At 67.2% G+C, this 11,752-nt stretch carries 12 protein-coding genes; 11 read left to right on the top strand and 1 reads right to left on the bottom strand.

Features of this window, described 5'->3' with window-relative positions; translation table 11 throughout:
* The first annotated feature begins 63 nt into the window (after window positions 1-63).
* The 6 genes from ACRYA2_RS19205 to ACRYA2_RS19180 are packed head-to-tail and all read left to right on the top strand — an operon-like array spanning window position 64 to window position 4,590.
* A complete protein-coding gene (locus ACRYA2_RS19205) occupies window positions 64-687 on the top strand; it encodes an HAD family hydrolase (protein WP_433631866.1) in 624 nt (207 codons plus the stop codon).
* Complete coding sequence (gene cbiB, locus ACRYA2_RS19200; protein WP_433631863.1) at window positions 684-1,586, top strand: adenosylcobinamide-phosphate synthase CbiB; 903 nt, start codon at window positions 684-686, stop codon at window positions 1,584-1,586. Before ACRYA2_RS19205 ends, cbiB begins: the two co-directional genes overlap by 4 nt.
* Entirely contained in the window at window positions 1,577-2,317 is a 741-nt protein-coding gene (gene cobS, locus ACRYA2_RS19195; RefSeq protein WP_433631861.1) for an adenosylcobinamide-GDP ribazoletransferase, read from the top strand. The genes cbiB and cobS overlap by 10 nt, the downstream gene beginning before the upstream one ends.
* Entirely contained in the window at window positions 2,317-2,886 is a 570-nt protein-coding gene (locus ACRYA2_RS19190) for an NTP transferase domain-containing protein (protein WP_433631957.1), read from the top strand. The genes cobS and ACRYA2_RS19190 overlap by 1 nt, the downstream gene beginning before the upstream one ends.
* Window positions 2,883-3,893 carry an aminotransferase class I/II-fold pyridoxal phosphate-dependent enzyme gene (locus ACRYA2_RS19185; RefSeq protein ID WP_433631858.1) on the top strand — a complete coding sequence of 337 codons (1,011 nt, stop codon included), beginning with the start codon at window positions 2,883-2,885 and terminating at the stop codon, window positions 3,891-3,893. The genes ACRYA2_RS19190 and ACRYA2_RS19185 overlap by 4 nt, the downstream gene beginning before the upstream one ends.
* Complete coding sequence (locus ACRYA2_RS19180; RefSeq protein ID WP_433631856.1) at window positions 3,886-4,590, top strand: adenosylcobinamide amidohydrolase; 705 nt, start codon at window positions 3,886-3,888, stop codon at window positions 4,588-4,590. Before ACRYA2_RS19185 ends, ACRYA2_RS19180 begins: the two co-directional genes overlap by 8 nt.
* A gap of 74 nt (window positions 4,591-4,664) precedes the next feature.
* On the opposite strand, the gene ACRYA2_RS19175 is transcribed toward ACRYA2_RS19180, so the two are convergent.
* Window positions 4,665-4,892, bottom strand: coding sequence for a DUF7576 family protein (locus tag ACRYA2_RS19175; protein ID WP_433631854.1), 228 nt, complete (start codon window positions 4,890-4,892; stop codon window positions 4,665-4,667).
* A gap of 762 nt (window positions 4,893-5,654) precedes the next feature.
* Between ACRYA2_RS19175 and ACRYA2_RS19170 the strand changes: the two genes are divergently transcribed.
* From ACRYA2_RS19170 to ACRYA2_RS19150, 5 genes are all read left to right on the top strand, one after another.
* A complete protein-coding gene (locus ACRYA2_RS19170) occupies window positions 5,655-6,023 on the top strand; it encodes a rhodanese-like domain-containing protein (protein WP_433631851.1) in 369 nt (122 codons plus the stop codon).
* A 305-nt stretch (window positions 6,024-6,328) separates the two neighbouring features.
* Window positions 6,329-7,012, top strand: coding sequence for a cob(I)yrinic acid a,c-diamide adenosyltransferase (locus ACRYA2_RS19165; protein WP_433631849.1), 684 nt, complete (start codon window positions 6,329-6,331; stop codon window positions 7,010-7,012).
* Window positions 7,012-8,499 (top strand): cobyric acid synthase, encoded by a 1,488-nt coding sequence (locus tag ACRYA2_RS19160; protein ID WP_433631847.1) that lies wholly within the window; start codon window positions 7,012-7,014, stop codon window positions 8,497-8,499. The genes ACRYA2_RS19165 and ACRYA2_RS19160 overlap by 1 nt, the downstream gene beginning before the upstream one ends.
* A gap of 70 nt (window positions 8,500-8,569) precedes the next feature.
* Window positions 8,570-9,919, top strand: coding sequence for a cytochrome P450 (locus ACRYA2_RS19155; protein ID WP_433631844.1), 1,350 nt, complete (start codon window positions 8,570-8,572; stop codon window positions 9,917-9,919).
* Window positions 9,920-10,256: 337 nt separating this feature from the next.
* Window positions 10,257-11,363, top strand: a complete 1,107-nt coding sequence (locus ACRYA2_RS19150) for an MBL fold metallo-hydrolase (RefSeq protein ID WP_433631841.1) — start codon at window positions 10,257-10,259, stop codon at window positions 11,361-11,363.
* Window positions 11,364-11,752 lie beyond the last annotated feature (389 nt).

Below are 11,752 nucleotides of genomic sequence, written 5' to 3'. Positions count from 1 at the left end.
AGACGCAGCCGGAGCGGTGGCGGTCCCCGAGGTTGAAATATCCCACCTTCGTACGGTACTGCAGTGGCAGTTTCGTTCGATCTCTTCGGGACGCTGGTCGAGGTGACGCCGCCGGACGACCCCGCGCGAGCGGTCGCGACCGAACTGGCCGCGCGGGACGTTCCCGTCCCGTCGGACTGGGAGCGAGCCTACGCCGAACGACACGTGGAGACGGAGTCCGGCGCGGAGCTCTCGCTGGTCGACCACGTCGTCGCGGGGCTCGACAGCCGCGGCGTCGCGGCGTCCGAGGCGGAGGTACGGGCGACGCTCCTCGACGCGTTCGCGACGCCCGTCCGGACGAAGCGGGGGGCTCGCGCCGCCGTCGGTGCCGCCGCCGAACGCGGACCAGTCGGCGTGCTCTCGAACTGCAGCGTCCCAGGTCTCGTCCCGCGCGTCCTCTCGCGGTCGGAGCTCCGCGCCGACGCCTTCGACGCGGTCGTCAGCAGCGTCGGCTGCGGGTGGCGAAAACCCGACGAGCGGGCCTTCGAATGCGTCGCCGAACGATTGAACGTCTCCCCGTCGGAGCTCCGTCACGTCGGCGACGACCCGGACATGGACGGCGGAGCGACCGCGGCGGGCGCGACGAGCGTCCTGCTCGAGGACGTGCCGCTGACGGCGGTACCCTCGCACCTGGAGAGCGCAGAATGACGCTCGCCGGGGTGGCTGCGGTCGCGCTCGCGTTCGTGCTGGACCGGGCCGTCGGGGAGCCGCCGCGACGACTGCACCCCGTCGTCTGGTTCGGAAGGGCGACGGCGACTGTCGACCGCGACTGGCCGTCTCCCCGCGCGGCGGGCGTCCTCGTCGCGCTGGCGTTTCCGGCGGTCGCCGCGGTCGTCGCCGGACTCCTGGTGTGGCGCGCGGTGGCGGTGCATCCGTTCGTCGGCAGCGCGCTCGCCGGAACGGTCCTCTTCTCGACGACGAGTATGCGGATGCTCCTCGAGACGGCCGACGAGGTCAACGGCGCGACGGAGACGGACCTCGACGCTGCCCGGGACGAACTCCGGGCGCTGGCGGGGCGCGACGCCGCGACCCTCTCGGCGGGCCAGGTGCGGAGCGCGGTCGCCGAGAGTCTCTCCGAGAACCTGGCCGACGGCCTCGTCGCGCCGCTGCTCGCGTTCGCCGCCTGTGCGCCGTTCTCGCTCCCGGTCGCCGCCGGCGCCGCCGCGTGGGTCAAGGCCGTCAACACGCTGGACTCCATGCTCGGCTATCGCTCGAAACCCGTGGGCTGGGCGAGCGCCCGCCTCGACGACGTCGTCATGTGGGTGCCGGCCAGAGCCAGCGCCGTCCTCATCGCGTTCGCGGGAACCGCGACCGGCGGTTTCGGAGCGGTGTGCTCCTGGGCGAACGAGCCGCCGTCGCCGAACTCCGGCTGGCCGATGGCGACGCTCGCCGCCGCGCTCGGAACGCGCTTCGAGAAGCCGGAGGTCTACACGCTCAACCCCCGCGCACGGCTGCCCGCCGTCGAGGACGTGGAGCGGGGCGTGCGCGTCGTTCATCGAGCCGGCCTGCTCGCGTACGCCGCGACGGGGGTGGTCGCGTGGTTCTGACCGCGCTCCGCGGCGCGCTCGGATTCCTGAGTCGGCTGCCGGTCGGCCAGGACCGGGGAGCGTGGGAGGCGTTTCGACGGACGCCCGCGGCGTTCACGCTCGCCGGATACGTCATCGGTGCGCTCCTCGCGGTGCCGTTCGTCCTTCCGGTCCCCGCGTCGGTCGGCGCCGTCCTGTTCCTCGGGGTCACGTACGGCGTCACGGGCGTCAACCACGTCGACGGGCTCGCCGACCTCGGCGACGCGGCCGCGGTCCACGGTGCCGAAAAACGCCGTGCCGTGATGAAGGACACGACGGTCGGCGTCGGCGCGGTCCTCGCCGTCGGTCTCGGCGTCGCCGGTCTCGCGCTGGCCGGCCTCGGCCTGGCCCGGCTTCCGATCGTAGCCGCCCTGTCCGCCGTCGTCGCGTCGGAAGTCGGTGCGAAGCTCGGGATGGCCGCACTCGCGGCGGTCGGGTCGCCCGCCCACGACGGACTCGGGGCGGCGCTCGTCGACCAGACGGTCGGCGGATTCGCCGTCGCGCTCCTCCTTGCGGTGCCCGCGGTCGCTCTCGCCCGGCCGACGGTCGTCGGTGCCGGTTCGGTGAGCGCCGGGCTGGTCACCGCTCTCGGCGTCGGATGGTGGGCCCGGTCGTGGCTCGACGGCATCAGCGGCGACGTCTTCGGGGCCGCGAACGAACTCGCTCGCGTCGTCGCACTGCACGCGGGGGTGGTCGCGTGGACGCTCTCCTGATGTGCGGTGGCGAGGGGACCCGGCTCGACGCGCCCGTCGAGAAACCGCTGTTCGAGGTCGGCGGCACGCCGATGGTCGACCGGGTGCGAACCGCGCTGGACGACAGTCGCGTCGACGACGTCTACGCCGTCGTCTCCGGGCACACGCCGGCGACGCGCCGGCACCTCGGCTCGACGTCGGCGTCCGTCGTCGACGCGCCGGGCGACGGCTACGTCGACGACCTCGGGTACGCGCTCGAACGTGTCGATCCGCCCGTCCTGACGGTCGTCTCGGACCTCCCGCTGCTCGACGGGGCGGTCGTCGACCGGACGCTCGCCCGCCACGACCACGGCTCGCTGACGACGTGCGTTCCCGCCGTGCTCAAGCGGCGACTCGGCGTCGGTACCGACACGACGTTCACCGCCAGCGGGCGGGAACTCGCCCCGACGGGAGTCAACGTCGTCGGCGAATCGGACGCGGAAACCACACACGTTACCTACGATGCCCGCCTCGCCGTCAACGTGAACCGACAGTCCGACGCCGCGGTCGCGGAGGCGTTCGCGCGAGACGCCGGAGGGGGACGACCGTGAACTCCGACGCCGTCGACGGCGCGGAGCGCGTTCCGCACGGGAGCACCGACGACCCGGCGCTACTCGACTTCAGCGCGAACACCAACCCCCGGACGCCCGACGGCGTCGAGGACGCGTATCGGGACGCGCTGGAACGGTCGCGGACGTATCCGCCGGACGACTACCCGGCGTACCGTCGCGCGGCGGCCGCGTACGTCGACTGTTCGCCGGACCAGGTCGTCCCGACTCCGGGTGGCCTCGCGGCTATCCGGTTGACCATCGAGACGACCGTCTCCGCGGGCGACCCGGTGCTCGTTCCGTACCCCAGTTTCGGCGAGTACGCCCGTGAGGTGCGCCTCCAGGGCGCCGACGCGGAGTACGTTCCCTACGACCGCATCCTCGAAACGGACCCGGCCGACTACGCGCTCGTCGTCGTCTGTAACCCGAACAACCCGACGGGCGACGCCTACGACGGCGACCGACTGCTGGCGTACGCGGACCGCTGTCGGGCGGCAGACACGCCGTTGCTCGTCGACGAGGCGTTCCTCGGCTTCACCGACCGGGACTCGCTGGCCGGCCGTCCGGGCGTCGTCGCGGCCCGTTCGCTGACGAAGCTGTTCGGCCTCCCCGGACTGCGCGCCGGCTTCGCTGTTGCGACCGGTTCCGCCAGGGAGCGTCTCGAAATCGCCCGACGGGCGTGGACGCTCGGCACGCCCGCAGCCGATGTCGGCGTCCACTGCATGGACGCCACCGAGTTCGTCGCGGAGACGCGAAAGCGCGTCCGGGACGAGCGCGCCCGGATGCGAGCGTCGCTCGCCGACCGGTTCGACGTCCATCTCTCCGACGCGCCGTTCCTGCTGCTCGACGTGGGCGAGCGAGACGTCGAGGAGGTCGTGCGACGCGCCCGCGAGCGCGGCGTCGCCGTCCGCGACGCGACGACGTTCCGCGGCCTCGACTCGCACGTTCGCGTGGCGGTTCGGGTACCGGCGGAGAACGACCGACTGCTCGACGTCCTCGAAGATGTTTGAGCTCACCGTCCGGAACGGGGTTTTGCAGGCCCGTCGGGGCGGGACCCGGTGGTTGAGCAGCGGGTGGGGCGGCGGATACGTCGATGCCGACGCGGCCTACAACGTCTCGGTGCCGGAGGGATTCGAGCGGACGGACCTCGACGCCTACATCGGGGAGCGACGCCGAGAGGCGGGGTTCGAACGCGCCGGCCCGACCCTGCTCACGGGCGTCGACTTGCGCCACGCCTGCGGGGCGCGATGCGATGCGGTCAAGGCCGTCGTCACCGCGGGCATCTCGAACCCCGCGGCGCTTCCGACGAGCGGGGACGACGACGGTCCCTCGACCGAGGCCGAGTCCGGCGAGTGGACCCCAGGCACGGTGAACGTGATCCTCGGCACGTCCCGCGCCGTAGACGACGGGAGTCTCGCGACGCTCATGTCGGTCGCCGTCGAGGCGAAGACCGCGACGATGCTGGCCGAGACCGGATTTCCCGGCACGACCACGGACGCCGTGATCGTCGCGTCCGACCCGGACGGAGAGGCGGCGACCTTCGCCGGGAGCGGGACGTCCATCGGCGCGGCGGCCAGAGCGAGCGTGCGCGACGCCGTGCAGGAGAGCCTCCGGTCGCGGTACGTGGCCACGGATCCTCCCGAGTCGGTCGAGGCGGCGGAACACGGCGTACGAACCGACCGGCGCACGGAGACGTTCGAACCCTGAGGTCGCCGGCGTCGGAAGAATCGTCGGCCGCCGCTGACGTGGGGTCCGCGCCCGAGTAGCCGTCGTCCGTCCCGTCAGTCGTCGACGTCGACGCCGGACTCGCGTTTCCAGTGCGTACGGCAGTCGCCGGAGCAGAAGTGCATCGTCTCCGTTACGCCGTTCTCCAGGTCGTCGTACACGACCCTGAGGAGTATCGGGTGCGTCGCGGCGATGTCGACCAGGTTCTCACAGTGAGCACAGGACAGGTACTGGTCTTTCGCGCCGACCTCCGGGAAGTTCGTCGTCGATTCGAGCAGTCGCATGGTGGAAAGAAGGCCTTGCGCAGATAAAACGATAGTGGAAGGTTTCAGGACGTACTCGGCCGGGAATACGGTCGCTCTTCTCCGGTGTGAATTCGAGGTCCGAGAGACCGTCTGGACGTGGCGGGGCAGGCATCAGACCCACCACGTCCGCATCTGGCGTTCCGACGGAAGTCGGGTGACAGACACAGTAGATGGCCAGACGCATTTCTATATATGAGGGAGTTGGTATTAGACCCCGGCAATCGTTTTCGTTCGTGAACGGTTTGAACGGTTACGGAAGTGCGAGGAGTAAGCCCTGCCGTTTACGGAGGGGATGAATCCTCACCCCCACCACAGACCACGTTCGATGTGCAGAATGGATGTTTTAAGTCATCCAATCCCGTACTATTAGTCAACCGAGGCGGCCTGCCCGCCCACTTAATCGGACAGTATCGGGATTCCCTGATTCCACACAGAAAGCACCCTCTTTCTGTGGTGGGACTTGGGGGTGCAGTCAGCAAAAGTACCTCCGAATCCCCTGCCGGGAGAGGAGTAACGGCTGGTTGGCACAGCCAGTAGCCGTCCAACGCGGTGGCTACAAACCGTAAACATCCCACCCCAGCGGTGCGGTGCCGTGGGAATCCTCGCCCTTCAGGGCGAGGAGGATGTCAACGATTGCCCTGCCCTCCGCTCTCGACGCCTGGAGATGCCGGTGTCCGCTACGAGCCTCGACCGTGGAACGAACGGGAAGGTACTAACGCCTCCAGTGCGATATTGGGTCCGATGAGCAAGATTGGTCCGTCGGAACTCGACGAAAGGCTATCTCGCGACGACGTTTTCGTCCTCGACGTTCGCCCGTCGGACGACTACCGCGAGCGACACATCGACGGGAGCTACAACGCACCGGTGTACGACGACCTTCGGCAGGGCGAGACGGAGGCGCTCGACGCTCACCTGGACCGGGTTCCGGAGGACGAACGGGTCGTGACGGTCTGCAAGGCTGGCGTCGTCGCGCGCGAGGCCACGAACCATCTCCAGGAGCGGGACTACGAGGCGGCGACGCTCTCCGGCGGGTTCACGGGGTGGCGCCACTACGAGGACGACACGCTCCTGTACCGCGTCCTGTCGCTCGTCCGAACCGTGACCGGGTAGCGCCACGTCGTCTTCCCTTTCTTTCGCTGGGGGCTACTCGTGACGGCCGCCGGCGTGGTCCCCCGATTCGAGAGTGCGGAAAATCGTCCGGGCGAGGCTCCTTCTTCGCCGCCGGGAGAACTGCACCGAACAACTAAAGCCTGGTTGCACTAATTACAGGAGAGGAGGAGTCGACGCGAGAGCTCACGACGAGGGTCGCCGAGAACCGGCTGTCGGGGGCAGCGTCTACGAGCGTCGCCGTCGACTCCGGTCGCTGCCCCGTCGTCGAGAGCGGCACCTACGACCACCACACACGCACTCTAACGATGTCACACGACAGTTCCGACGATACCGACCGCGGAGAACGGGCGGAAAGACCACCGGAGGCCAGGGCCGTCGAACCGTCGGCACCGGCGGAGTTCGGTCTGGTCCAGGTCTGGTGGGGCGACGGCAAGGGCAAGACGACCGCAGCGATGGGGATGGGTTTTCGCGCTGCGGGCCACGGCTACCGCGTTCACATGCTCCAGTTCATGAAAGGCGGAGCGTCGAGCGTCGAGGACGTTCGCGGGGAGTACAACGCCATCGGACAGTTCCCCGGCTTCAGCTACGAGAACACGGGCCACTACGGCTGGCACGGGTTCCTTGACGGGTCGGACGACGACGAGCACGCGGCGAAGGCGGAGGCCGGTCTCGCGCGCACCGAGGAGCTCCTGCGGGCGGCCGGGAAGGCGGCCCTCGACGAGCCGCTGGCACTCGACGCCCCGCCCGAGGAGGGCGTGCACATGCTGATATTGGACGAAATCCTCTACGCGGTGGACCGGGAGCTGCTCGCCCCCGAGACGGTCGTCGAACTCGTCGAATCGAAACCGGACGACCTCGAACTCGTCCTCACCGGTAGCCACGAGCGGCCGGAGTACGTCGTCGAACACGCCGACCTCGTCACGAACGTCCGGAAGGAGAAACACCCGATCGACGCCGGCCAGCGCGCCCGCAAGGGCACCGAGTACTGATGACCGAGACGGTGCTCGTCGCGGGGACCGAAAGCCACGCCGGGAAGAGTACCGTCGCGGCGGGGCTGTGCCGACTGCTCGCGCGACGCGGCGTGGCGGTCGCGCCGTACAAGGCCCAGAACATGAGCAACAACGCACGGGCGGTCGCCGATACCGACGGCGACTGGGGGGAGATCGGCGTTTCGCAGTACGTGCAGGCGCGAGCGGCCGAAACGCCGGCGGACACGGACATGAACCCGGTCCTGCTGAAACCGCGCGGTGACGGGGAGAGTCAACTGGTGATACGGGGCGAGGCCGTCGACCACGTTCCCGCCGGCTCGTACTACGAGACGTACTGGGAGGAGGCGCGTCGGGCGGCCGTCGAGTCGTACGAACGGCTGGCCGACCGCTACGACGTCGTCGTCGCGGAGGGGGCCGGAAGCATCGCCGAAATCAATCTCCGGCACCGCGACCTCGCCAACGTCGAGACGGCCCGGTTCGCGGACGCGTCCGTCCTCCTGCTCGTGAACGTCGAACGCGGGGGTGCGTTCGCCAGCCTCTACGGGACGCTGGAACTGATGCCGGACGACGTCCGTGACCGCGTCTTCGGCGCGATACTCACGAAGTTCCGCGGCGACCCGACGCTACTGGAGTCCGGCATCGACGAGATCGAGGACAGAACGGGCGTGCCGGTTCTCGGCGTAATTCCGTACGACGACCCGGGCCTTCCCGAGGAGGACAGCGTCTCGCTCCCCTCGCCCGGCGAGTCGGCGACGGTCGGAACCGGCGACGACGTCCCGCCGGACCGGTCGGTGACGGTCGGCGTGCCGCGACTCCCCCGAATCTCGAACTTCACCGACCTGGAACCGCTGGCGAACGAACCCGGCGTCCGCGTCGCGTATCTACCGCTCGAGTCGGACTGCGACCGGGTCGACGCCGTCGTGCTTCCGGGAACGAAGAACACCGTCGACGACCTGCTCGCCCTCCGGGACGCCGGCTTCGACGAGCGACTGCGCGAGTTCACCGGTCCCGTCGTCGGGATATGCGGCGGCTACCAGATGCTCGGCGAGCGCATCACGAACGCAGCGGTCGAGAGCACCGCCGACCACGAGGTCGTGGACGGGTTCGGTCTGCTCCCGGTCGAAACGCGGTTCTCGACCGACAAGCGCGTTGAGCGAGTGACGCGGACGCTTGACGGCGCGGGCCCGCTCGCGGATGCGGACGGAACGGTCAGCGGGTATGAGATTCACATGGGGCAGTCGACGCTCACGTGCCCGGTGGAGCGTCCCGTCGGCGGAGAGAGCGCTGCGACGGACCGCATCCTGGGGACGTACCTCCACGGTCTCTTCGAGAACGAGAACGCTCGAACCGCGTTTCTCGACGCCGTGTTCCGGACGACCGACCGAACGCGTCCCGGCGTCGACGCCTCGCGTCGGTCGCCGTACGACCGTGCTGCCGACCTGCTCGCGGACAGCGTTCCGGTCTCGGACCTCCCCTGTAACCTCTGAGCGGCGACTAGCCCGACAGAACGGGCAGGGGAATTTATCGACGTCGAACGGTACAGTTCCACACGGAGCGATGTCGACGGAAGCACGGCAAAGGGGTTCCGAGGCGGGGATTCGACGACCGCCCGGTCCCGACGGACTACCGGTTGTCGGGAACCTCCACCGATTCCTCCGCGGTCAGTTGACGTTCATCGAGACGTGTGCTCGCGAGTACGGCGACGTCGTGTACACGAACGTCGGGCCGATCGAGTCGTACATGGTAGCTCACCCAGAGCAGATCGAGCGCATTCTCGTGACCGAGGACGACCGATTTCGAAAGGCCGAGATGGGGCAAGGACGGTTGAAGCCGCTGTTCGGCAACGGGCTGGTGGTCAGCGACGGCGAACACTGGCGTCGGCAGCGAACCCGGATGCAACCGGCGTTCCGGCCCGACCGGATCGCGACCTACGCGGAGATCATGGCCGATCAGGCGGCCGCGGCGATAACGGCGTGGTCGCCGGGCGAGACGATCCGCATCGACGAGGAGATGCGACGAATCACGCTGTCGATTCTGGTGCGGTCGCTGTTCGGCACCGACCTCGGCGACCGCGAGGCGGAGATTCGCGAGGCGTTCGAGATGGCGATGGCCCGGTTCGAGGGCGCCAACATGTGGCTTCCCGGATGGGTGCCGACGCCCGCGAACTGGCGGTTCAGGCGCGGCCGAAAACGAATCGACGAGATAGTCTTCGACCTGATCGACGAACGGCGAGACGAGGCCGAAACGCGGGACGACCTGTTGTCGGCGCTGCTTCTCGCCGAAGACGAGCAGGGCGAGCGCATGTCGGACGAGGCCGTCCGCGACGAAGTGGTGACGCTACTCGCGGCGGGCCACGACACGACGGCGCTGGCGCTGACGTATGCGCTGTATCTCGTGGGGACCTCGCCCGCTGTCGGCAGGAAACTCCGTGCGGAACTCGATGCGAAACTCGGCGAGCAGGTTCCGACGCTGTCCGACGTTACCGAACTGGAGTACGCGGAAGCGGTCGTTTCGGAGGCGTTACGGCTGTATCCGCCGACGCACGCGACGGCCCGCGAACCCGTCGAGGACGTCACCGTCGACGGCTACTGGATACCGGCGGATTCGACCGTGTTCCTGCCGCAGTGGATCGCCCACCGGGACGAGCGCTGGTGGACCGACCCCGAGACGTTTCGTCCGGACCGCTGGCTCGACGACGCCGACCGACCGGAGTACGCGTACTTCCCGTTCGGTGGCGGCCCTCGTCACTGTCTCGGCCATCGATTTGCGACCGTCGAAGCACAGGTCGTGCTGGCGACGATTGCCTCCCGGTGGCGTCTCGACCCGGAGATCGACGATCTGTCGGTTCGTCCGGTCATCACGCTCAGGCCGACCGAACCGGTTGCGATGACCGTTCGCGAACGGTAGCGTCGGTCGTCTTTTCCGTCAACGCCGGTAGCGTCCGGAAGTGACGCTGGCTTCGGATGAACCGCCTCAGTGTCAAACCCCGAGCTCCCCGTAGCTTGACTGCAGACACTAACTCTCCCTCCTCACGGAGCAACGCAGGGAGCGGAGCGACCGAGTAGCGCAGTGGGGGAGGGGATACACTGCTGTCATCGTCTCTCGATTGCTCAGACACTCTCACGACGCCATCAGCGCGAAGAGAGTGTCATTCTACGGTCTGGGTTTAAATCTATTGGAAATATTCTCAGTTAGAAACCCTTCACTGGCATTAACCCTGACTAAAATAAAATATTTCGCTACAATGTCCGAGAAAAGCCCCGATGATTTTGGAACGGAAAGACGAGCGTTTCTCAAAGCCGCTGGAGCGACGGGGTTAACGACGGTTGGCATCAGTGGGACAGGCTCGGCGCAGCAACAGCAACCGTCCCCCACTACGTCCACCCCGAATGACGCGAATGTGTACGTGACCGTCCTCGGTTCGGGTGCGTCCGCATTGAAGAACGGACGGTCATCGGTCGGCTATATCGTCCACATCGAGGGCGAACCGAAGATACTCGTGGATGCCGGCGGCGGAACCGCGTCGGCCATCAGTGAAGCCGAAATCGACGTTACGAAACTCGATCTTGTACTGTTCACGCACCTTCACGTCGACCATTCGGCGGATTTTCCGGCGATTCTCAAAGCAGCCTATCAACAGGGTCGAAATAGCCGTTCGTGGGGAATCTATGGCCCGACCGGTGCCGAAGCCCGCCCAGGGACAGAAGACTGGGTCTCTAGGATGTTCGACGAGACGAATGGCGCATACAGTTACCTCCGCGAGTTCGTCACGCGGTATCTCGGAACGGAGGTAAATCTCGAGGCACACGAGATTACCGCACCAGTCGATTCGCCTGGGAAGATTCAGACTGTGTACGCTGACGACGGTCTTACCGTCGACGCGGCCCCAACCAAACACGGTTCAATGCCGTCACTCGCCTATCGTGTCTCATACGAGGGCACGTCGTTCACGTTCACGGGCGACTACAGTTCGAAGCTCGGAAACATCCCCGAACTGGCGACAGAGACCGACATACTGGTGCAGAATCGCTTACTCAAGCCCGAATCAGAAATGAGTAGGTGCGCGCCGAAGCGGGCTCTTCACTCAACACCGAGCGAAGTCGGCACGAACGCCCGGAAAGCTGACGCAGGAATGCTCGTTCTCTCCCACGTGAGTCGTGACGAAGTTACTGACCTGCGTGAAGAACTAGGAATCATCACCGACGAATACGACGGGACGATAGTCGTTACGGAAGATCTCCTCGACGTGTACCCGAACGGACGTGTTATAGAGACGAAAGCGAATCCCGAAACCGGGACGCCGAAGGACAACGGCGACGATCTCCTGTTCCTTCCCAACGCAGATCCATGAACGCGGTGTAGAGCCTCTCTTTCTGGTGGTGAACTTCGGTGTCCCGGCGACTTACATTCATCCGCTATCGGATGTTCGAGAAATCCGTCACGGAGATTTCCTCCCGTGGGATGGCAACTGTACGAGAAGTACAGTTCCGGCGTCGAGCGGACCCTGCGTTTCGTTCGGCCGACCCGAGTTCGAGCGGACCGACGGAGCCCGGAATGTCGGTCTCGAGGCAGCACTCTCCGAGGTGACGTCCTGCTCGCCGCAAACGGCGAGGCTTCCAACGCACGAAACACAAGTCGGTCGCTGCTGGTAGCGGGTTCCGATCCTCGAAACGCCGTAGGCAACGGCACGGAGACGGATGCAGTCTACGACATTGGTGTGGAAGTCGCAGGTTAGCAGGT

Source organism: Halomicrococcus pelagicus, from assembly GCF_050954125.1.
This window is presented reverse-complemented; position numbering and strand designations above follow the sequence as displayed.

Excerpts from the sequence above, each read along its gene's own strand:
- ACRYA2_RS19155 (WP_433631844.1), top strand. The coding sequence starts at position 8,570 with ATGTCGACGGAAGCACGGCAAAGGGGTTCCGAGGCGGGGATTCGACGA.
- ACRYA2_RS19165 (WP_433631849.1), top strand. The coding sequence starts at position 6,329 with ATGTCACACGACAGTTCCGACGATACCGACCGCGGAGAACGGGCGGAA.
- ACRYA2_RS19160 (WP_433631847.1), top strand. The coding sequence starts at position 7,012 with ATGACCGAGACGGTGCTCGTCGCGGGGACCGAAAGCCACGCCGGGAAG.
- ACRYA2_RS19175 (WP_433631854.1), bottom strand. The coding sequence starts at position 4,892 with ATGCGACTGCTCGAATCGACGACGAACTTCCCGGAGGTCGGCGCGAAA.
- ACRYA2_RS19190 (WP_433631957.1), top strand. The coding sequence starts at position 2,317 with ATGTGCGGTGGCGAGGGGACCCGGCTCGACGCGCCCGTCGAGAAACCG.
- ACRYA2_RS19150 (WP_433631841.1), top strand. The coding sequence starts at position 10,257 with ATGTCCGAGAAAAGCCCCGATGATTTTGGAACGGAAAGACGAGCGTTT.
- ACRYA2_RS19170 (WP_433631851.1), top strand. The coding sequence starts at position 5,655 with ATGAGCAAGATTGGTCCGTCGGAACTCGACGAAAGGCTATCTCGCGAC.
- ACRYA2_RS19180 (WP_433631856.1), top strand. The coding sequence starts at position 3,886 with ATGTTTGAGCTCACCGTCCGGAACGGGGTTTTGCAGGCCCGTCGGGGC.
- cbiB (WP_433631863.1), top strand. The coding sequence starts at position 684 with ATGACGCTCGCCGGGGTGGCTGCGGTCGCGCTCGCGTTCGTGCTGGAC.